This is a genomic window from Kitasatospora sp. CB01950 (assembly GCF_001905465.1).
Classification (GTDB): domain Bacteria; phylum Actinomycetota; class Actinomycetes; order Streptomycetales; family Streptomycetaceae; genus Kitasatospora.
In genome coordinates this window covers 155,253-174,301 of the sequence record NZ_LISX01000004.1, presented here as the reverse complement: position 1 = coordinate 174,301, position 19,049 = coordinate 155,253, and the positions used below count along the sequence as shown (strand labels likewise).

Annotated in this window: 19 protein-coding genes; 11 read left to right on the top strand and 8 right to left on the bottom strand. The window is 71.9% G+C overall.

Annotated elements, in window-relative coordinates; genetic code table 11:
• Nucleotides 1–8 precede the first annotated feature (8 nt).
• Nucleotides 9–1,112 carry an SGNH/GDSL hydrolase family protein gene (locus AMK19_RS12770; RefSeq protein ID WP_073811159.1) on the bottom strand — a complete coding sequence of 368 codons (1,104 nt, stop codon included), beginning with the start codon at nucleotides 1,110–1,112 and terminating at the stop codon, nucleotides 9–11.
• A 208-nt stretch (nucleotides 1,113–1,320) separates the two neighbouring features.
• On the opposite strand from AMK19_RS12770, the gene AMK19_RS12765 reads away from it, so the two are divergent.
• The 5 genes from AMK19_RS12765 (at nucleotide 1,321) to AMK19_RS12745 (ending at nucleotide 6,843) form a co-directional block, all read left to right on the top strand.
• Entirely contained in the window at nucleotides 1,321–2,721 is a 1,401-nt protein-coding gene (locus AMK19_RS12765) for a cystathionine beta-synthase (RefSeq protein WP_073811157.1), read from the top strand.
• 308 nt (nucleotides 2,722–3,029) lie between these two features.
• On the top strand, nucleotides 3,030–3,356 hold the full coding sequence (locus tag AMK19_RS12760) for a hypothetical protein (protein ID WP_073811156.1): 327 nt from the start codon (nucleotides 3,030–3,032) through the stop codon (nucleotides 3,354–3,356).
• Nucleotides 3,357–3,487: 131 nt separating this feature from the next.
• Nucleotides 3,488–4,753, top strand: coding sequence for a L,D-transpeptidase (locus AMK19_RS12755; RefSeq protein WP_073811154.1), 1,266 nt, complete (start codon nucleotides 3,488–3,490; stop codon nucleotides 4,751–4,753).
• A 223-nt stretch (nucleotides 4,754–4,976) separates the two neighbouring features.
• Nucleotides 4,977–6,215, top strand: a complete 1,239-nt coding sequence (locus tag AMK19_RS12750; RefSeq protein ID WP_073811153.1) for a hypothetical protein — start codon at nucleotides 4,977–4,979, stop codon at nucleotides 6,213–6,215.
• A gap of 136 nt (nucleotides 6,216–6,351) precedes the next feature.
• Nucleotides 6,352–6,843 carry a DUF1203 domain-containing protein gene (locus AMK19_RS12745; RefSeq protein WP_073811151.1) on the top strand — a complete coding sequence of 164 codons (492 nt, stop codon included), beginning with the start codon at nucleotides 6,352–6,354 and terminating at the stop codon, nucleotides 6,841–6,843.
• 15 nt (nucleotides 6,844–6,858) lie between these two features.
• Here the strand turns inward: AMK19_RS12745 and AMK19_RS12740 are convergent, their stop codons facing one another.
• The 3 genes from AMK19_RS12740 to AMK19_RS12730 all read right to left on the bottom strand — a co-directional run bounded on the left by AMK19_RS12740 (nucleotide 6,859) and on the right by AMK19_RS12730 (nucleotide 10,113).
• Entirely contained in the window at nucleotides 6,859–7,224 is a 366-nt protein-coding gene (locus tag AMK19_RS12740) for a cupin domain-containing protein (RefSeq protein ID WP_073811150.1), read from the bottom strand.
• A 116-nt stretch (nucleotides 7,225–7,340) separates the two neighbouring features.
• The gene (locus tag AMK19_RS12735; RefSeq protein ID WP_073811148.1) at nucleotides 7,341–8,447 is read right to left on the bottom strand and encodes a hypothetical protein; all 1,107 of its coding nucleotides are present in this window, start codon (nucleotides 8,445–8,447) and stop codon (nucleotides 7,341–7,343) included.
• A 22-nt stretch (nucleotides 8,448–8,469) separates the two neighbouring features.
• Nucleotides 8,470–10,113, bottom strand: a complete 1,644-nt coding sequence (locus AMK19_RS12730; RefSeq protein WP_241844385.1) for a M48 family metalloprotease — start codon at nucleotides 10,111–10,113, stop codon at nucleotides 8,470–8,472.
• Nucleotides 10,114–10,281: 168 nt separating this feature from the next.
• Between AMK19_RS12730 and AMK19_RS12725 the strand changes: the two genes are divergently transcribed.
• On the top strand, nucleotides 10,282–11,436 hold the full coding sequence (locus AMK19_RS12725) for a cystathionine gamma-synthase (protein ID WP_073811146.1): 1,155 nt from the start codon (nucleotides 10,282–10,284) through the stop codon (nucleotides 11,434–11,436).
• A 98-nt stretch (nucleotides 11,437–11,534) separates the two neighbouring features.
• Here the strand turns inward: AMK19_RS12725 and AMK19_RS12720 are convergent, their stop codons facing one another.
• Nucleotides 11,535–11,978, bottom strand: a complete 444-nt coding sequence (locus tag AMK19_RS12720; RefSeq protein WP_073811144.1) for a MarR family winged helix-turn-helix transcriptional regulator — start codon at nucleotides 11,976–11,978, stop codon at nucleotides 11,535–11,537.
• A gap of 89 nt (nucleotides 11,979–12,067) precedes the next feature.
• Between AMK19_RS12720 and ilvA the strand changes: the two genes are divergently transcribed.
• The 3 genes from ilvA (at nucleotide 12,068) to AMK19_RS12705 (ending at nucleotide 15,334) form a co-directional block, all read left to right on the top strand.
• A complete protein-coding gene (ilvA, locus tag AMK19_RS12715; RefSeq protein WP_073811143.1) occupies nucleotides 12,068–13,279 on the top strand; it encodes a threonine ammonia-lyase in 1,212 nt (403 codons plus the stop codon).
• A gap of 182 nt (nucleotides 13,280–13,461) precedes the next feature.
• Nucleotides 13,462–14,472 carry an ATP-binding cassette domain-containing protein gene (locus tag AMK19_RS12710; protein WP_073811141.1) on the top strand — a complete coding sequence of 337 codons (1,011 nt, stop codon included), beginning with the start codon at nucleotides 13,462–13,464 and terminating at the stop codon, nucleotides 14,470–14,472.
• A gap of 1 nt (nucleotide 14,473) precedes the next feature.
• Nucleotides 14,474–15,334: an ABC transporter permease gene (locus AMK19_RS12705; protein ID WP_073811139.1), complete on the top strand. Its 861-nt coding sequence runs from the start codon at nucleotides 14,474–14,476 to the stop codon at nucleotides 15,332–15,334.
• A 118-nt stretch (nucleotides 15,335–15,452) separates the two neighbouring features.
• On the opposite strand, the gene greA is transcribed toward AMK19_RS12705, so the two are convergent.
• Both greA and AMK19_RS12695 read right to left on the bottom strand, forming a co-directional pair.
• Nucleotides 15,453–15,950: a transcription elongation factor GreA gene (greA, locus tag AMK19_RS12700; protein ID WP_073811138.1), complete on the bottom strand. Its 498-nt coding sequence runs from the start codon at nucleotides 15,948–15,950 to the stop codon at nucleotides 15,453–15,455.
• A gap of 289 nt (nucleotides 15,951–16,239) precedes the next feature.
• Entirely contained in the window at nucleotides 16,240–16,665 is a 426-nt protein-coding gene (locus AMK19_RS12695) for a DUF4307 domain-containing protein (protein WP_073811136.1), read from the bottom strand.
• Nucleotides 16,666–16,825: 160 nt separating this feature from the next.
• Here AMK19_RS12695 and mca point away from each other — a divergent pair, with 160 nt between their 5' ends.
• Together mca and AMK19_RS12685 are read left to right on the top strand one after the other, a co-directional pair.
• Nucleotides 16,826–17,695 carry a mycothiol conjugate amidase Mca gene (gene mca / locus AMK19_RS12690; protein ID WP_073811135.1) on the top strand — a complete coding sequence of 290 codons (870 nt, stop codon included), beginning with the start codon at nucleotides 16,826–16,828 and terminating at the stop codon, nucleotides 17,693–17,695.
• Between the two features lie 55 nt (nucleotides 17,696–17,750).
• Nucleotides 17,751–17,942, top strand: a complete 192-nt coding sequence (locus AMK19_RS12685; RefSeq protein ID WP_051653339.1) for a hypothetical protein — start codon at nucleotides 17,751–17,753, stop codon at nucleotides 17,940–17,942.
• A gap of 27 nt (nucleotides 17,943–17,969) precedes the next feature.
• On the opposite strand, the gene AMK19_RS12680 is transcribed toward AMK19_RS12685, so the two are convergent.
• Nucleotides 17,970–19,022, bottom strand: coding sequence for a zinc-binding dehydrogenase (locus AMK19_RS12680; RefSeq protein ID WP_073811133.1), 1,053 nt, complete (start codon nucleotides 19,020–19,022; stop codon nucleotides 17,970–17,972).
• Between the last annotated feature and the right edge of the window lie 27 nt (nucleotides 19,023–19,049).

Below are 19,049 nucleotides of genomic sequence, written 5' to 3'. Positions count from 1 at the left end.
CGGGAAAGTTACCGCTTGGTAGCTCCGGCGTCATCCGCCTCCGGCTGTGAGTTGGCCGACGCGATCTCCCGCGGCCGCGCACCGTCCGCGAGGGCGTCCGGCTCCGGGTCCTCGCCGCCGGGCAGCGCCAGCCGGAACCGCTGCTTGAGCGTCGCCCACCGCCAGGTGCCGTTCGACGGGCCCGCCGCCGTCACCTCGGTGCCCGAGCGCCCCGCCGCTGCCGCGGCCGCCACCGCCACCGGCAGCACCGCCTGCGGCTCCACCGGGCCGCCCGCCGCCGCCGGGGTGTCCTGCGGCCACAGCTCCAGCGCCGCGCACACCGACGGCAGCATCGCCATCGACGCCGTCGCGTAGCCCTGCGCGGACGGGTGGTAGCGGTCCGCCGAGAACAGCTCCGGCCGGGTCGCGAACTCCGGGCCCAGCAGCGACCCCACCGAGACCGTCCGGCCGCCCGCCTCCACCACGGCGATGGTCTGCGCCGCCGCGAGCTGCCGGCTCAGCCGGCGCGCCACCCAGCGCAGCGGCGGGTGCACCGGCTTGATCGTGCCCAGGTCCGGGCAGGTGCCGACCACCACCTCGCAGCCCGCCGCGACCAGCCGGCCCACCGCCTCGCCCAGCTCCCGCACACTGCGGGCGGCCGGGGCGTGCCGCGTCACGTCGTTGGCGCCGATCATCAGCACCGCGATGTCCGGGAGGTGCGGCAGCGCCCGCTCCACCTGGCCGGTGAGATCGCCCGAGCGGGCGCCCGACTTCGCCACGTTCAGCAGCCGCACCCGGCGCTCGGCGACCGACGCCAGGCCCGACGCGAGCAGCGCGCCCGGCGTCTCCTGCGCCCGCTGCACGCCCAGGCCCGCGGCCGTCGAGTCGCCCAGGAACGCCATCACCAACGGGGGGCGGGCGTCCGCGGGATCGGCGAACGCCTCGCCGTGCAGGCCGTCGGCGCGCGGCGGATCGCCGTCCAGATTGCCGATCGCCCGGATCGCCATCCGGCTCTCGGTCAGCAGCACCCCGGCCAGCCCGACCCCGAGCAGCCCCAAGCCGCCACCGCCGTACGCTGCGGCGGTGGCGATCCGTCGCGCCACCCGCGCCCTCGACGCCTGCGAGCCGGCCATCCGGCCACCCCCTCTCCCTTTCCCCCTGCTCGTACCCGCTCCCCCCGATCCCCTACCGTCCGCCCCTGCCAACCACCCGGCCGGAGCCCCGCACGGCCGGGTGCTTCGGGCCTGCCGGGTGGGGCGGTCGGACGCGGTGGGGGAAGCCGGGCAGGCCCTAGGCTGGGGGTTTCGGCAATCAGGGCTGCCATTTACCGGGAGGACCCCCGTGCGGTACCACAATTCGATCATCGAGCTGGTCGGCGACACCCCGTTGGTGAAGCTCAACAAGGTCACCGAAGGCATCAGCGCCACCGTGCTGGCGAAGGTCGAGTACTTCAATCCGGGCGGTTCGGTGAAGGACCGGATCGCTATGCGGATGATCGAGGCGGCGGAGGCCTCGGGTGCGCTCAAGCCGGGCGGCACCATCGTCGAGCCCACCAGCGGCAACACCGGTGTGGGCCTGGCGATCGTGGCTCAGCAGAAGGGCTACAAGTGCATCTTCGTCTGCCCGGACAAGGTGTCCACGGACAAGATCAACACGCTGCGGGCGTACGGCGCGGAGGTCGTGGTCTGCCCGACCGCGGTCGCTCCGGAGCACCCGGACTCGTACTACAACGTCTCCGACCGGCTGGTCCGTGAGACCCCGAACGCCTGGAAGCCGGACCAGTACTCGAACCCGGAGAACCCGGCGTCGCACTACCACTCCACCGGTCCGGAGCTGTGGAAGCAGACCGAGGGCCGGATCACCCACTTCGTGGCGGGCGTGGGCACCGGCGGCACCATCTCGGGCACCGGCCGGTACCTGAAGGAGGCGTCCGGCGGCACGGTGCAGGTCGTCGGCGCGGACCCGGAGGGCTCGGTGTACTCGGGCGGCACCGGCCGTCCGTACCTGGTGGAGGGCGTCGGCGAGGACTTCTGGCCGACCGCCTACGACCGCGAGGTCGCGGACCGGATCGTCGCGGTCTCCGACAAGGACTCGTTCCGGATGACCCGCCGCCTGGCGAAGGAGGAGGGCCTGCTGGTCGGCGGTTCCTGCGGCATGGCCGTGGTGGCCGCGCTGGAGGTGGCCCGCGAGCTGGGTCCGGACGACGTCGTGGTCGTGCTGCTGCCGGACGGCGGCCGCGGCTACCTGTCGAAGATCTTCAACGACGACTGGATGGCCGACTACGGCTTCCTGCCGACCGCCACCGACGAGGCGCACATCGGCGAGGTGCTGGCCCGCAAGGACGCGCTGGAGCACGAGGGCATCCCGCAGTTCGTGCACATGCACCCGGGCGAGACGGTCGCCGAGGCGGTGCGGGTGCTGCGCGACTTCGGCGTCTCGCAGATGCCCGTGGTGTCGCCGGGCGCCGGCCACCCGGACATCATGGCCGGCGAGGTGATCGGCTCGATCGTCGAGCGGGAGCTGCTGGAGGGCCTGTTCAGCAAGCGGATCGAGCTCACCGACACGCTGGACAGGGCGATGTCCAAGCCGCTGCCGGTGGTCGGCTCCGGTGAGTCGGTGACCAACCTGATGTCCGTGCTGGAGAAGGCGGACGCGGTGGTGGTGCTGGTGGAGGGCAAGCCGCAGGGCATCGTCACCCGCCAGGACCTGCTGGCCTTCCTGACCGCCCGGGCCGGCCACTGACGCACCGTCATCGCCCCTCGGTCGACGGAACGTGGACGTCACAAGCGCGCAGCATCGGGTTAACACGGCTCGGGCATTGTGGTGGTCACGGCAAGAGAAGCCGAGCACGGTGACGGCGGGGTCGGGAGCGGCTCTCCGACCCCCGCGGTCACACCACGCGCCGTGAGGCGCGGCTTCCGCGCAGTCCCGGGTGGGGGAGTGCGCGCGAGGCGGCAGGGCCGGTCCGGTTGCTCCGGGCCGGCCCTCGCCGCTTGCCGGAGCAGGGCCGCCGTTTCCGATGGACCGGGCGACCCCCTACGCTCGCTGTCATGACCAGCACTGACCTGCCCGAGCAGGACGCCCCGCGCTACGTTCGCCTCACCATCGAGCTGATCGCCGAAATCACCGACGAGCGGGCCCTGAAGGCCGCTGCCCTGACCCAGGTCGCCGACGACGAGTACCTGGACGACGAGGAGCGCGCCCAGGCCGTCGAGGCCATCGAGGTGGACCCGACCGGTTCGCTCGCCCACTTCGTCGACCCGGTGGCGCTGCTCGGCGAGGTTCCCGGCGTGGAGCTCGCCTCCGCGACCTGGGAGTCCGCCACCACCGACTACGACCCGGACGACGAGGGCTGGGACGAGTACGAGGTGCAGTAGGCGCCCACGCGCGAAAGGCCCGGTCCGGGGTTCCCGGACCGGGCCTTTTGTCCGTTCTTTGGACTCCTTGAGTACTCTCGTATGATCTGCACATTTTTGAGCGATCTTGAGTGATCCGGGTACCGAGGAGCATGGACGTGGGCGCAGGGGAGAAGCAGGACCGGCCGCTCGGCGGCACTTGGAGCCGCCGCGGCGTGCTCGGCGGGCTGCTCGGCGCCCCCGTGCTGCTGCTCGCCGCCTGCCAGAGCGGCGGCGGCTCCAAGCCCGCCGGGGGCGGTGCGGGCGGTGCGGGCGGGGAGAGCCCGTCGGTCAGCCCGAAGGCGTCCGTCGCGAAGATCGCCATCACCCCGGCCGACGGCGCGACCGCCGCGCCGTTCACCGCGCCGGTCACCGTCACCGTGCAGGACGGCACGCTGACCTCCGTCACCGTCACCGACGGCGCGGGCAAGCAGATAGCGGGGCAGCTCGCCGCCGACGGTGCGAGCTGGACTTCCAGCGACCCGCTCGCCAGCGGCAGCACGTACAGCGTCGCCGCGGCCGCCCAGGACAAGGACAAGCGCCCGGCGGACGCCAACGCGAGCTTCTCCACCGCCTCCCCGGCCAACACCTTCGTCGGCTACTTCACCCCCGAGGACGGCTCCACGGTCGGCGTCGGCATGCCGGTGTCGATCAACTTCAACAAGGCGATCACCGACCGCAGGGCCGTGCAGCAGGCGATCACCGTGGTCGCGGACCCGCCGGTGGAGATCGTCGGCCACTGGTACGACTCGACCCGGCTGGAGTTCCGCCCGCAGCAGTACTGGGCGAAGGGCACCACCGTCACGCTGAAGCTGCGGCTGAAGGACGTGGCCGGCGCCAAGGGCGTCTACGGCACGCAGTCGAAGAACGTCACCTTCACCGTCGGCCGCAGCCAGGTCTCGGTCGCCGACCTGAAGGCCGACACGCTCACCGTCACCACCGACGGCAGGGTCACCGCCACCTACCCGGTGATCGGCGGGTCGCCCGAGCACCGCACCTGGGCCGGCAAGATGGTGATCTCCGAGCGGTACAAGGAGACCCGGATGAACTCCAACACCGTCGGTCTCGGCAGCGAGTACGACATCCCGGACGTGCCGCACGCCCAGCGGCTCACCACCTCCGGCACCTTCATCCACGGCAACTACTGGTCGGCGGCATCACAGTTCGGCAACTCCAACACCAGCCACGGCTGCATCGCGCTGCAGGACGTGCAGGGCGGCAACAACCCGAACACCAACGGCGCCCGGTTCTTCGCGAGCTCGATGGTCGGCGACGTCGTCGAGGTGGTCAACTCCGGTGACAGGACAGTGAATCCGTCGAACGGCCTGAACGGCTGGAACATGTCCTGGGCGGACTGGAAGGCCGGCAGCGCACTCTGACGCACCGTGCGGACGGGCGTCAGGGGTGGGGGCGTTTGTGAGAGTGTCCTAAACGAATGGTAAAAAATACTCGCGTGCGGGGGGATGCGTCGATGTGCTGAGGTGGCCTCCGCGGCAGGGCCGATCGGGCCCGAGTTCCGCGTTCAGGCACAGGAGTTCAGCCATCAACATCGCCCTTCGCCGGTCCGTCCGCGCCGGCATAGCCGTCACCACCGGAGCCGTTGTGCTCGCCGCCGGCCTCACCGCCTGTGGTACCGCCAAGCAGCTGAGCGCCGGCGAGAAGCTCTCCGGCGCATTCGAGAAGCTCGGCGACGCCAAGTCGCTGAGCTTCCAGCTGTCCGCCGACGCCACGGCGGAGCAGATCGTCGCCTTCGGCAAGGCCGTCGGCGACCCGATCGAGCAGAAGGACGCCGAGCTGCTCTCGGACCTGACGCTGTCCGTGTCGATGAGCGCCGACAAGCCGCTCAAGGACACCGAGGCGTTCAAGGCGTACCGCGCCGACCAGTTGAACGACACGTACGACCTCAAGGGCGTGGCGATCGGCTACTCGCTGAGCGGCAAGAAGTCCGGCAAGACCCTCGCGGACATCCGGCTGGTCGGCGACAAGATGTACGTCCAGGCGGACGTCAAGGGCATCGCCGCGCTGAGCGGCGAGGACACCAAGGAGATGGACCAGTTCGTCTCCGCGCTGCCCGCCGAGGCCGGCCCGATCAAGGACGTCTTCGCCGGCAAGTGGATCTCGCTGGACCTGAAGAAGCTCAACGAGCTCGGAAAGAAGCAGCAGGGCTCCGGCCAGGCCGGCGCCAACCCGCTGAACCCGATGTTCGGCGGCGGCGTGCCGGACCTCGACCCGGCCGAGCTGCAGCGCTTCGGCAAGACGGTCAAGTCCGTGCTGTCGAAGAACGTCACCGTGGAGGAGAAGGGCAAGTCCGGTGACGCCGACGTCATCCAGGTCTCCGCGCCCGCCCGCCCGCTGGTCGAGGGCCTGCTGAAGGCCGTCGAGAAGCTGGCCGCCGGCACCACCGGCTTCCCGCCGGTCCCGTCCGAGGACATGCCCAAGGTGCCGGACCGCAAGTTCTCCGCCGACGTGCTGATCAAGAACGGCAAGGCGCAGGCCGTCACCTTCGACCTGATGCAGTTCGCCGACAAGCCCGACGCGTCGGCGCACTTCCCGCTGCGGCTCGGCTTCGCCGCCGACGCCCCGGCGGTCGCCGCGCCCACCGGCGCCACCGAAATCGACCTGGCCCAGCTGGAGAAGACCTTCTCCGAGCTGGCCTCCGCCGACGGCATGGGCGGCTCGGACAGCTCGGACGGCCCGGGCACCCCGGCCACCCCGCTGACCGAGGAGCAGTACACCAAGCTGGCCGCCGCGGGCATCGACCGGGCGCAGGCCAAGAGCATGAACGAGGCCGGTCTCTCCTTCGACGAGATCATCGAGCTCAAGGACATCATCAAGGGCTGACCGCCCGACGGCGGGCGTCCGCACCACGGCCCGTCGCAGCTCCGGCTGCGGCGGGCCGTCGCACGTCCCCGACCCGGCAGACGCGATGTCCGGAACCCGCCGGAACGCGGAGGGCGGCGGGCGCAGGCTGAGGTGCATGAACACCACCGACACCACCCTCGACGTGCGGGCCGTCCCCGCGGAGACGCTCGCCGAACTGCGCCGACTCGACGACAGCGGACGCTGCCACCCCGTCACCGTCACCGAGGGCGCCGGCGCGCCGCTGCGCTGCTGCCTCACCCGGGCCCGGGCCGGCGAGCGGGTCGTCCTGTTGTCGTACGCGCCGCTGCGGCGCTGGGCCGAGGCGGCGGGCTGCGACCCGGGCGCGTACCTGGAGACCGGGCCGGTGTTCGTGCACGCCGACCCGTGCGAGGGCTTCGAGGGCGGCTGGCCGGACGGCTTCCACGGCGGGCAGCGCGTGGTGCGGGCCTACTCGAAGGACGGCCGGATTCTCGGCGGCCGGGTCGGCGAGCCGGACGAACTGCCGAAGCTGGCCGCCGAGTTGCTGGCCGACCCGGAGATCGCCGTGGTGCACGTGCGGGCCGTTGAGTACGGCTGCTTCATGCACGAGGTGCGGCGGGCCGCCTGAGGTTCGACCCCGGCTTCAGCTCCGCTTCGCGTAGTCGGTGAAGCCCTGCCAGTCGACGACCACGCAGGCCACGTCGCCGATCACCCAGGCATCGTGGCCGGGCGGGCAGATCATGACGTCGCCGGCCCCGAACTCCTCGGCCTGGCCGTCGTCCATCTCGATCCGCATCCGGCCGGAGATCACGTAACCGACGTGCGAGGCCTGGCAGCTGTCCGTGCCGGCGATCGGCTTCACGTGCTGCGACCAGCGCCAGCCCGGTTCGAACACGCCCCGGCCGACGCCGCCGGCCTTCAGGTTCACCAGCGCCACCTGCCCCTTGCCGCCCTCGAACGGGCGGACCTCCTCGGGGGAGTCCAGACTCATCCGCACCAACCCGGCCATCACCGCTCACCTCCGGCCGACAACGCCCCGCGCCCCCGTCGCCGGGCTCGGCGACGGGGGCGCGGCTGACGCTTCCCATCCTGGTGACCCGGCGCGTTCCGCGCCAGGCGCGGCGGTCACTGCGCGGTGGCCGCCGTGACGATGTAGACCCGCCGGTCGGCGAACCGGTCGACCGGGTTCTCCCAGTACGTCCACGGCTCGGGGACGATCGGGCCGAGCGCGCGCAGGTGCGGCATCGCGTCGGCGTCCCGGCCCGACTGGGCCAGCACCCAGACCAGCCAGCCGTGCGCGTAGGCGCGGTGGCGGTCGTCGGGGTCGGCCAGCTCCAGGTCGGCGACCACCGCGTCGGCGGCGGCCCGCACCTCGGGGGAGGTGTACGGCTCCTTCTCCCCGGTGAACTGCTCGAAGTACGCGTCCAGTTTGAGCGCGGTCAGCAGGCTGCCCGCCGGGGCGGCGGCGATCGCGGCGTCCGCGAAGGCGTGCATCTGCTCGTGGCTGCCCTTCCACTTGGCGCACCAGTACTGCAGGGCGCCGGTGTGGGCCGAGAAGTTGTGCGGGTCGCGGGAGACGATCTCCTGCCAGAGCGCCCGGAAGCGCTCGTTGTCCCAGCTCTGACCCATCGCCAGCGGGATCTGCAGGACGAACGGCAGCGGGTCGGCCGGGTCGGCGAGCCGGACGGCCTCGGCGGCGGCCGCCTCGGCGTCGGTCAACACCTTGCCGAAGGCGGCCCAGCGCTCCGACGTGACCTGGTGGGCGCGCTTGCTGGTGCGCACGTTCCAGGCCAGGACGATCAGCCCGTCCTGGGCGAGCAGCGCGGCGTCCGCGCTCTCCGGCTGCTCGGCGCGCCAGGCCAGCAGCCAGGCGTCGTCCTCGGCTGCGACGTCCGCGAACCGGCGCAGCAGGCCCCGGCGGCGGTCGTGGTCGCCCGCGGCGGCGGCCAGGAGTTCGGCGGCCGGGCGCCAGTCGCCGCCCTTCACCGCGGCCAGCGCGGCGTCCACGTCCGGGCCGCTCAGGCCCGGGTCGACGAACAGGTCGTCCCGGTGGAGCATGCCGTGCTGGGTCGGGCGGATGACCGGCAGGCTCGCCTTCTCGTACCGGTCGATGGTGGCCTGCGCGGCCTCGGTGCGGGTGTTGAGGGAGGCGACGCGGCGCTTCATCAGCCAGGTGGCGAGCTTGATCCCGACGATCAGGAGCAGCGGAATGATGACGATCAGACGGGCCATCGGACGGATCAGCTCCAGGGGGTCAGGACCGGGCGGCGGTCAGCTCGGCCAGCAGGGTGCGCAGCGGGGCGGTGTCCGGGGCGTCGGCGACCGCGGCGTCCAGCGCCTCGGTCAGCCGCCGGTCGGCGTCGCCGGGCAGCACCAGGGCGGCCGGGCGGCTCCACGAGAGCTCCCAGCGGGCCGCGTTCTTCGAGGCCAGCGCGAGCACCGTGAGCGACCGCAGCGCGCCCCGCAGCAGCGGGCGGTGGAACTCGCGGGCGGCCCGGCCGGTGGCCTGCGCGGCCTCCTCGCTCTGCGGCAGCCGCTGCGCGAGCTCCGCCGAGCGCCCGGCGTCCAGCGCGTCGAGCATCGCCTCGACGGTGCCGTGCAGGCCGCTGTCGGTGAGGGCGCGCAGCACCGGCTGGGCGTTCTCGCGGGCGTGCGCGAGCATCGCCTCGTGGACCAGGTCCGGCCAGTCCAGCCGGCGCATCTGCCGGGCCTCCGGGATCAGCGCCAGCGTCTCCAGGTCGGCGAGGCGCTGCTGCGGGTCGCGCAGCAGCGCCAGCGCGGGCCGGTCCGAGGTGAGGCCGCGCAGGCCCGGGGTATCCTCCAACGCCTCGACGACGGCGACCCGCTGGCTGATCGGCGGGTGCGAGTCGTACGGATCGGGCTGCTCGTCGGGCAGTTCCAGGCCCAGCTCGGCGAGTTCCTCGCGGCGCTCCGGATCGGCCAGCAGGCGGTCCAGGCCGCCGAAGAACTGGCCGGGCAGCGGGAGCAGTCCGGCGTCGACGCCCATGGTGGCGTAGCTGTTCAGGTAGAAGCTCTGCGCGGCGTCCAGCACGGGGATGCGGCGCAGCGCGGAGGCGGTGGCGTCGCGGCCGGCGATCCGGGCGGCGTGCCGGTCGGCGGCGTACTCCTGGCTGCGGCTGATCGACTCGGAGACCCGGAAGTACAGCTTGGCGTACAGGGTGAAGAACTTGGCGAGGAAGCGCTCGATGCCGCCGTTCCCGGTGTCCTCGTCGTTGCGGGTCTTGCGGCCGCGGGCCGACCGGTAGGCGTTGTCCTCGGCGATCTCGCGGGCCTTGTCGGCCACGTTCTGGTCGGCACGGGCGTGCAGGGTGGCGATGGTGTGGCCGATCGCGGTGCGGCCGGACACGGTGACGGCCGCCAGGCGGACGTCGTTGTTGGCGTAGTGGCCGAACTCGTGGGCGAGCACCGAGTCCAGCTCGGCCTCGGTCAGGCCGATCAGCAGCGGCGCGCCGATGATCAGGTGGCGGGGGCCGGGGATCAGGCCGAGCAGCCTGGTCTCCTCGTACACGCCGGCGTTGACCTGCGGCACCAGGCGGATCTCGGCCGGGCCGCGGACGCCGGTGGCCTCGGCGATCCGGTCGACCCGGGCCCACAGTTCGGGCTGCTCCTCGCGGGTCAGCGGCAGGCCCTCGTCGCTGTCGTCGCGCCGACGGCGGGTCAGGAACACCACCCGCAGCACCGGGTAGGCGATGGCGGCGCTGAGCAGCCAGATCTTGATCATGGCCGGACGGAGGTGGTCGGAGTTGACGACCAGTTCGACGTTCAGCCAGACCAGGCCGACCACGACGGCCGCTGCGAGCAGGTAGAACCCGGCCAGCAGCGCGACCGCCAGCAGGGCCCGGGTGGATGTGCGCATGCCGGTGCGCTCGGTGGACATGTCCGCGCCCCCAAGTGTGTCGATCATGTGTGCGGCTGGCAGATCGTAGCGGTACGACCCGACATCCCGCGAGGCAGAAAAGGTGTCGGAACGGCAACCTGACGCGCCGACCGGGCGCACCCGCGCAACCGCCGCCGGTGATCCGTCCGCCGCACTAGGCTCGACGACATGACCGAGCACCAGCTTTCCCACGGCTTCGAAACCCTCGCCATCCACGCGGGCCAGGAAGCGGACCCCCGGACCGGGGCAGTCGTCACACCGATCTACCAGGTGTCCACCTACAAGCAGGACGGCGTCGGCGGACTGCGCGAGGGCTACGAGTACAGCCGCTCCGCGAACCCCACCCGCACCGCCCTGGAGGAGTGCCTCGCCGCGATCGAGGGCGGCTCCCGCGGCCTCGCCTTCGCCTCCGGCCTGGCCGCCGAGGACACCCTGCTGCGCACCGTCCTCAAGCCCGGCGACCACATCGTCATCCCCAACGACGCCTACGGCGGCACCTTCCGGCTGTTCGCCAAGGTGCTGACCCGCTGGGGCGTCGACTTCTCCGTCGCCGACACCCACCATCCCGAGAAGGTGCGCGAGGCGATCCGCCCCAACACCCGCGCGGTGTGGGTGGAGACCCCGTCCAACCCGCTGCTCGGCATCACCGACCTGGCCGCGGTCGCCGAGATCGCGCACGCCGCCGGCGCGCTGCTGGTCGTCGACAACACCTTCGCCAGCCCCTACCTGCAGCAGCCGCTGTCGTTCGGCGCGGACGTCGTCGTGCACTCCACCACCAAGTACATGGGCGGCCACTCCGACGTGGTCGGCGGCGCCCTGGTGGTCGCCGACGCCGGCCTCGCCGAGGAGGTCGCCTACCACCAGAACGCGATGGGCGCCGTCGCCGGGCCGTTCGACGCCTGGCTGGTGATGCGCGGCATCAAGACCCTCGGCGTCCGGATGGACCGGCACTCCGACAACGCCGCCCGGATCGCCGAACTGCTGTCCGGCCACCCGAAGGTGACGCAGGTGCTGTACCCCGGCCTGCCCACCCACCCCGGGCACGACATCGCCGCCAAGCAGATGAAGGCGTTCGGCGGCATGGTGTCGTTCCGCGTCGCCGGCGGCGAGCAGGCCGCCGTCGAGGTGTGCAACCGCGCCCAGCTGTTCACCCTCGGCGAGTCGCTCGGCGGCGTCGAGTCGCTGATCGAGCACCCCGGCCGGATGACCCACGCCTCCGCGGCCGGCTCCCCGCTGGAGGTGCCCGCCGACCTGGTGCGCATCTCGGTCGGCATCGAGTCCGCCGCCGACCTGCTCGCCGACCTGGAGCAGGCGCTCGGCTGACCTCACCGGACGTGGCTCAACGGCGTCGGTGCGGACCGCCGTTGAGCCGTCGGCGCTTCAAAGGCGGCTGCGCAGACTGCCGTTGGGCCTCTCGGGGTTCAACGGCGTTTGCGCAGACCGTCGTTGAACCGCTCCAACAGCGCGCAGAACACCGCGCGCTCGTCCGCCGTCCAGGCCGCCGTCAACTCGGCGACCAGCCGCAGCCGCTGCTCGCGCACCTGCGCCAGCCGGCCCGCGCCGAGCGGGGTCAGCGCCAGACGCACCGCCCGCCGGTCCGCCGGGTACGGCACCCGGGCCAGCAACCGCTCGCGCAGCAGCGGCGCGGCCTGCCTGGTCACCGTGGAGGAGTCCACGCCCAGCGCGGCCGCCAGCGTCTTCACATTGGCCGGCCCGCCGGCGGCGAGCTGATCCAGCAACAGGAACGTGGCCCGGTCGAACTCCCCGGCGGCACTGATCCGCCGGGCGAACACCGCGACCTGGTAGGGGAGTCGGCAATCGGGCTCGGGCTCGGGATCGGGGGCATCGGGCGGGGAAAGGCTCATCGCGGCTCACGGGGGTGCGGGCGACTCGTGCCCAGCAGCGTACGCGCGCCGGGTGGGTACCGGAACTGCCCGGCTCTAGGCTGATCTTCATGCAGAACTGGCCGATCACGCTGGACGACGTCCGCGGCGCACAGAAGATGCTCGCCGGGGTGGCCCGGGTCACCCCCATGCAGAGCAGCCGCCACCTGTCCGGGGTGGCCGGCACGCCCGTGCACCTGAAGTGCGAGAACCTCCAGCGCACCGGCTCGTTCAAGCTGCGCGGCGCGTACCTGCGGATCGCGGGCCTGCTGCCGGTGGAGCGCGCCGCCGGCGTGGTCGCCGCCAGCGCGGGCAACCACGCGCAGGGCGTGGCGCTGGCCGCCGCGCTGCTCGGGGTGCGCTCCACCGTCTTCATGCCGCTCGCCGCGCCGCTGCCGAAGGTCGCCGCCACCCGCGAGTACGGCGCCGAGGTGCGGCTGCACGGCGCCAACGTCGACCAGGCGCTGGAGGCGGCCCGCGAGTACGCCGACGCCACCGGCGCGGTGTTCATCCACCCCTTCGACCACTGGGACGTGATCACCGGCCAGGCCACCGTCGGCTTGGAGATCCTCGAACAGTGCCCCGAGGTCCGCACCGTGCTGGTCGGCACCGGCGGCGGCGGACTGCTGGCCGGCGTGGCGATCGCGATCAAGGCGCTGCGCCCGGACGTCCGGGTGATCGGCGTGCAGGCGGCGGCCGCCGCCGCGTACCCGCTGTCGCTGGCCGCGGGCCGTCCGGTCTCGCTGGAGCGGTTCTCCACCATGGCGGACGGGATCATGGTCGGCCGCCCCGGCGACATCCCGTTCGAGGTGGTCAACTCCCTCGCCGACGGCGTGCGGACGGTCTCCGAGGACGAGCTGTCCCGGGCCCTGCTGGTCGGCCTGGAGCGGCTCAAGCTGGTGGTCGAGCCCGCCGGGGCCGCGCCGATCGCCGCGCTGCTGGCCGAGCCGGGACGGTTCGAGGGCCCGGTGGTCGGGGTGCTGTCGGGCGGCAACATCGACCCGCAGCTGATGCAGCGGGTGCTGCGGCACGGCCTCGCCGCGGCCGGCCGCTACCTGTCGCTGCGGGTGCGCCTGGCCGACAAGCCGGGCGCGCTGGCCGACCTGCTCGGCGTGCTGACCCGGGTCGACGCCAACGTGCTGGACGTGGCGCACGTGCGGATCGACCCGCAGCTGGGCCTGACCGAGGTCGAGGTGGACCTGCACCTGGAGACCAAGGGGCCGGAGCACTGCGCGGCGGTGATCGGGGAGCTGCGCGAGGACGGCTTCGTGGTCACGCACTGACGCCCGTCGGCCGAGACCGGCGTCACCTTCCGGGTTGACGCGATATATCGCGAGTGGCAGCATCTTGCGATATATCGCGAGCTTCGCCATCGGCGGATCCGGGTATCAATTCGGGTGATCTGCGCCCAAATCCGGCTCGCATCGTGTGTGCACATCCGACCTCAGGGAGATGAGGCAGGACCATGGCGTCAGCCATCGAAGCCGAGAACCTGGTCAAGACCTTCGGCCCCGTCCGCGCCCTCGACGGCGTGAGCCTGGACGTCCCCGAAGCCACCGTGCTCGGACTGCTCGGCCCCAACGGCGCCGGCAAGACCACCGCCGTCCGGGTACTGACCACCCTGCTCCAACCCGACTCCGGTCGGGCCGCCGTGGCCGGCGTCGACGTGCTCAAGAACCCCAACCAGGTACGCAGCCTGATCGGCCTGTCCGGCCAGTACGCCGCCGTGGACGAGTACCTCACCGGCCGCGAGAACCTCCAGATGGTCGGCGAGCTCTACCAGATGAGCGCCCGCGACGCGAAGAAGCGGGCGCTGGAACTGCTCGAATGGTTCGGCCTGTCCGATGCCATGGACCGCACCGCCAAGACCTACTCCGGCGGCATGCGCCGCCGCCTCGACCTGGCCGCCGCGCTGGTGGTCCGCCCGCCGGTGATGTTCCTCGACGAACCCACCACCGGCCTCGACCCGCGCAACCGGCTCGCCCTGTGGGAGGTCATCGAGACCCTGGTCGAGCAGGGCACCACGCTGCTGCTCACCACCCAGTACCTGGAGGAGGCCGACCGCCTCGCCCACGACATCGCGGTGGTCGACCACGGCAAGGTGATCGCCCGCGGCACCGCCGACCACCTGAAGGCGCAGATCGGCGGCGAACGCATCGAGGTCGTCGTGCACCGCTCCGACCTGGTCCCCGAGGCGGTCGCCGCGCTCGCCCCCTACGCCAAGGGCGACCCGGCGGTCGAGAAGAACACCCGCCGGATCACCGTCCCGGTCAGCGGCGGCGCCAAGGTGCTCGCCGCCGTCATCCGCGAACTGGACGCCCGCTCCATAGAGATCGACGACATCGGCCTGCGCCGCCCCACCCTCGACGACGTCTTCCTCTCCCTCACCGGCCACGCCACCGAGGACGGGAAGGGCGCCGACGAGGACGGGAAGCCGGCGAAGAAGGGCCGCCGAGGCCACGGGAAGGACGCCTGAGATGGCCACCGCACTGCCCGACGCGGCGATCGGCCCCGTCCCCGTCACCCCCCGGCACGGCGCCGTCGCCATGCTGCACGACTCCTGGGTCGTCGCAAAGCGCAATTTGCGCAGAATGACCCGGATTCCCGAAATTGTCGTCTTTGGGCTCATGCAGCCGATCATGTTCGTGCTGCTGTTCTCGTTCGTGATGGGCGGCGCGATCGCCATCCCCGGCGCCGCGCCCAACCACGACGTGTACATCCAGTACCTGATGGCCGGCATCTTCGCCCAGACCGTCACCTTCGCGGTGGCCGGCGCCTCGGCCGGCATCGCGGAGGACATGACCAAGGGCCTGGTCGACCGGTTCCGCTCGCTGCCGATGTCCCGCGCCGCGGTGCTCACCGGCCGCACCCTCGCCGACCTGGTGCAGACCGCGATCACCGTGGTCGTGCTGGCACTGGTCGCGCTGCTGGTCGGCTGGCGGATCCACGACGGCTTCCTGAAGGCGCTCGGCGCGTTCGGCCTGCTGCTGCTGCTCGGCTACGCGTTCTCCTGGATCGGCGCGCTGATCGGCCTGTCCGTGCGCAGCCCCGAGGCCGCCACCTCGGCCGGGCTGATCTGGCTGTTCCCGCTGACGTTCATCTCGAACGCCTTCGTGCCGATCGGCTCGATGCCGGGCTGGCTGCAGCCGATCGCCTACTGGAACCCGTTCTCCGCCACCGTGCAGGCCTGCCGCAGCCTGTTCGGCAACCAGATCGGCCCCGCCCCCGACGTCTGGCCGATGCAGCACGCCGTGGTGGTGTCGATCGGCTGGTCGGTGCTGATCACGGTGGTGTTCTCCTGGCTGTCGGTGCGCAAGTACCGGCGCGCGGCGGGCTGAGGCCCTCCCCGCAGCGGGCCGAGGCCTTCTGCGGCGGCGGGCCGCCGGGCCCACCCGGAAACGGCCGGACGGCCGCTCCCCCCACCCGGGGGAGCGGCCGTCCGTCGTCAGCTCGCGGTCAGCCGGAGAACGGCTTGGCCTCGACGATCTTCACGCCGGCCTTCTTGCCGTTCGGCAGCTCGTACTGCGCGTCCTCGCCGACCGACCTGCCGATGATCGCGCGGCCCAGCGGGGACTGCGGCGAGTACACGTCGATGTCGCCGTCGGTGACCTCGCGGGAGGCCAGCAGGAACTCCATGGTGTCGTCCAGGTCGCCGTCGAAGGCCACCTTCACCAGCATGCCGGGGGCCACCACGCCGGAGTCGGCCGGAGCCTCGCCGACCTTCGCCCGCTCCAGCAGCTGGGACAGCTGGCGGATGCGCGCCTCGGTCTTGCCCTGCTCGTCCTTGGCCGCGTGGTAGCCGGCGTTCTCCTTGAGGTCGCCCTCCTCGCGCGCCGCCTCGATCTTCTGGGCGATCTCGATGCGCCAGGGCCCGGTCAGGTGGTCAAGCTCGGCCTTGAGCTTGTTGTAGTGGTCCTGAGTGAGCCAGGTCACGTCATCGTTGGTCTGGGTCACAGGGTGCTCCTCGTCGGTGCTGGCGCTGCTGTGAGGGTGGTTCGGCAGCAGTGGGTCGATTTTCTGGGCAGATGCAAAGCAACGCCCGCTTCCGTGCCGTTCGGCAGGGAAGGGGCGAAATCACGAGCCTAACAAGTTCTTCGCGCGGGCGGGAAGGGCTGTGGGCGTCGAGGGCGTGCCGCTCCTTCGACTATGCGCTCGAAAGGGTGAGCGGAGCAAAGGCCCTCGGCGGGGACCGAACAGGAACCGGGCGGGGACCGAGCGGGACCGGACGGGGTTTCGGCGGGGGTTACGTCTTGTCGGGGGTGCAGCCCAGCAGTTCGGCGGTGGAGCCGCGGGCGGTGGTGCGCAGCGTCACGACCTTGTCGTAGGTGGTGCCCCCGGCCGGCACCTGGAAGTCGGACTGGCCGACCACCGCGCCGTCCGTGCCCTGCGAGCGGACGGTGCACACGCCCGAGACGCCCTCGCCCTTGCGCACCGACAGCTGCAGCTGCACCTCGCTGTCGGACACCGTCTGGAAAGTCGGCACCGTACCGTTCAGCTTCGTCTCGCGCAGCAGGTAGGAGGAGCCGAGCCAGGCGATCACGCCCACCAGCAGCGCGCCGAACAGCGCGCCGGCGATCCGCAGCCGGCGGTCGGTCGTCCGGTCGTCGGAACGGCTGTAGCGGCCCGCGGGGGGCGCCAGGGGCGGCTGGGGCGTAGGGCTCTGGTCCATGGTGCGGCTCGGTCCTTTCGCGGAGGAACGTTCGGCCGTCCGCGGGAATGGACGCGCCCTCCAGTCCGTCACTATAGGAGGGGCACGTCCGCGCCACAGGCGGCGGGGGAGCCGGCCCGACGAAGCGGACATACCTGTACCTGGAAGGGATACCCAGGCGTTGAGCGAGCAGTTGCGGTTGATGGCGGTACACGCGCACCCGGACGACGAGTCCAGCAAGGGCGCCGCCACCATGGCGATGTACGTGGCCCAGGGGGTGGAGGTCCTCGTCGCCACCTGCACCGGGGGCGAGCGGGGGTCGATCCTCAACCCCAAGCTGCAGGGCGACCCGTGGGTCGAGGAGAACATTCACGAAGTGCGCCGCAAGGAGATGGACGCCGCCCGGGAGATCCTCGGCGTCCAGCAGGCGTGGCTCGGCTACGTCGACTCCGGCCTTCCCGAGGGCGACCCGCTGCCCCCGCTGCCCGAGGGCTGCTTCGCCCTCGTGGACGTGGACGTGGCCGCGGGCGCCCTGGTCAAGCTGATCCGCGAGTTCCGCCCGCACGTGATCACCACGTACGACGAGAACGGCGGCTACCCGCACCCCGACCACATCATGACCCACAAGATCACCATGGCGGCCTTCGACGCCGCCGCGGACCCGGAGGCCTACCCGGAGACCGGCGAGCCCTGGCAGCCGCTGAAGCTGTACTACAACCACGGCTTCCCGATGGGCCGGATCCGCGCCCTGCACGCCTACCTCACCGAGCACGGCCACGACTCGCCCTACGGCGAGTGGATCGAGGGCTGGGAGAAGTCCGGGCGCGCCGAGCGGGAGATCACCACCCAGGTCGAGTGCGGCGAGTACTTCGAGGTCCGCGACAAGGCGCTGATCGCCCACGCCACCCAGATCGACCCCGACGGCCCCTGGTTCCGCGTCCCGATCGACATCCAGCGGGACGTCTGGCCCACCGAGGACTACGAACTCGCGAAGTCCCTGATCGACACCGACCTCCCGGAGTCCGACCTCTTCGCAGGCCTCCGCAAATAATCCCGTACCACCCCCCGGTGACCCGGCCCGCGTAGGGCCGGGTCACCATGGATGAATGAGCACCCCCGTGAACGTCACCCAGCTCGCCGCCGATCTCGCCCTCGACGAAACCAAGGTCACCCCCGGCCTGCTCGGCTTCGTCGTCTTCGCCGCGCTCGGCATCGCCACCTGGTTCCTCCTGAAGTCGATGAACGCCCGCTTCAAGAAGATCGACTTCACCGAACAGCCCGACCCGAAGGACGACTGAGCCCCGGGTCCACCCCACCCGGGGTGCTCAGAACTTGACAACGATCTTGCCGGTCGCCTTCCCGTCGGCCATCCGTACCAGGCCGTCCGGTACGACGTCCGCGAGGTCGATGACCGCGCCGATCGACGTGGCGGCGATCTGTGGGTGGTCGTGGAGCATGGCCAGCGCCTCGGGCAGGTCCTGGTCGCAGATGTGCACCTTCGAGGTCGACAGCTGGATCTCGTCGAGGACCAGCCGGGTCAGGTTCAAGGGTGACGGGTCGCGGTGCAGGCCGACCAGGCGGATGTGCCCACCGCGGCTGACCGCCTTCATCGCGGTCTCCAGGCTCTTGGGGGTGCCCGCGGTCTCCAGGACGATGTCGGCGCCGATGCCTCCGGTGGCACGCCGGATCGCGGCGACGGCGTCCTCCCGGGACGCGTCGATGAGGAGGGAGGCCCCGCTCCGCCCCGCGGTCTCCAGACGGCCGGGGGAGATGTCGACGGCGATCGTGTCGATGCCGCGCGCGGTGAAGGCGGCCACCGCCAGCGAACCGATCCCGCCCAGGCCGATCACCGCGACGCTCGCGCCCGGCTCCGCCCCGGTGCCGCGCACCGCGTGCAGGGCCACGGCGAGCGGCTGGGCCATGATCGCCACGTCCACCGGGCAGGCGCCGACGGAGCGGCTGATCCGCGCGGGCACGTTCACCCGCTCGGCCAGGCCGCCGTCCGCGTGCAGCCCGAGCGTGAAGTAGCTCGCGCAGAGGTTGGTCCGGCCGGCCCGGCACCACTGGCACGTCCCGCAGGAGACGCCGGAACCCGGCACGACCACGTCCCCGATGGTGAATCCGGTGACCTCCGATCCCACTGCCACCACCCGTCCGACCATCTCGTGGCCGAGCACGAGCGGGCCGACGTGGCCGCTCGCCGGATGTGGCGCGTCGATCGGGATCAGGTGCGGGCCCGAGACGAACTCCTCCACGTCGGTGCCGCAGATACTGGCCCGTTCGATCTCCAGCTGGAGCTCCTTCGCGCCGGGAGCCGGAGGGTCGGGCCACTCCTGGATCCGGACATCACGTCGCCCGTGGTAGACGGCAGCAAGCATCGGTTCATCCCCTGGAGTCGAAAGGAT

Excerpts from the sequence above, each read along its gene's own strand:
- AMK19_RS12770 (WP_073811159.1), bottom strand. The coding sequence starts at position 1,112 with ATGGCCGGCTCGCAGGCGTCGAGGGCGCGGGTGGCGCGACGGATCGCC.
- ilvA (WP_073811143.1), top strand. The coding sequence starts at position 12,068 with ATGCAGAACTGGCCGATCACGCTGGACGACGTCCGCGGCGCACAGAAG.
- AMK19_RS12725 (WP_073811146.1), top strand. The coding sequence starts at position 10,282 with ATGACCGAGCACCAGCTTTCCCACGGCTTCGAAACCCTCGCCATCCAC.
- AMK19_RS12740 (WP_073811150.1), bottom strand. The coding sequence starts at position 7,224 with ATGGCCGGGTTGGTGCGGATGAGTCTGGACTCCCCCGAGGAGGTCCGC.
- AMK19_RS12745 (WP_073811151.1), top strand. The coding sequence starts at position 6,352 with ATGAACACCACCGACACCACCCTCGACGTGCGGGCCGTCCCCGCGGAG.
- AMK19_RS12720 (WP_073811144.1), bottom strand. The coding sequence starts at position 11,978 with ATGAGCCTTTCCCCGCCCGATGCCCCCGATCCCGAGCCCGAGCCCGAT.
- AMK19_RS12760 (WP_073811156.1), top strand. The coding sequence starts at position 3,030 with ATGACCAGCACTGACCTGCCCGAGCAGGACGCCCCGCGCTACGTTCGC.
- AMK19_RS12695 (WP_073811136.1), bottom strand. The coding sequence starts at position 16,665 with ATGGACCAGAGCCCTACGCCCCAGCCGCCCCTGGCGCCCCCCGCGGGC.
- AMK19_RS12685 (WP_051653339.1), top strand. The coding sequence starts at position 17,751 with ATGAGCACCCCCGTGAACGTCACCCAGCTCGCCGCCGATCTCGCCCTC.
- AMK19_RS12680 (WP_073811133.1), bottom strand. The coding sequence starts at position 19,022 with ATGCTTGCTGCCGTCTACCACGGGCGACGTGATGTCCGGATCCAGGAG.
- AMK19_RS12710 (WP_073811141.1), top strand. The coding sequence starts at position 13,462 with ATGGCGTCAGCCATCGAAGCCGAGAACCTGGTCAAGACCTTCGGCCCC.
- AMK19_RS12705 (WP_073811139.1), top strand. The coding sequence starts at position 14,474 with ATGGCCACCGCACTGCCCGACGCGGCGATCGGCCCCGTCCCCGTCACC.
- AMK19_RS12735 (WP_073811148.1), bottom strand. The coding sequence starts at position 8,447 with ATGGCCCGTCTGATCGTCATCATTCCGCTGCTCCTGATCGTCGGGATC.
- AMK19_RS12730 (WP_241844385.1), bottom strand. The coding sequence starts at position 10,113 with ATGTCCACCGAGCGCACCGGCATGCGCACATCCACCCGGGCCCTGCTG.
- AMK19_RS12755 (WP_073811154.1), top strand. The coding sequence starts at position 3,488 with ATGGACGTGGGCGCAGGGGAGAAGCAGGACCGGCCGCTCGGCGGCACT.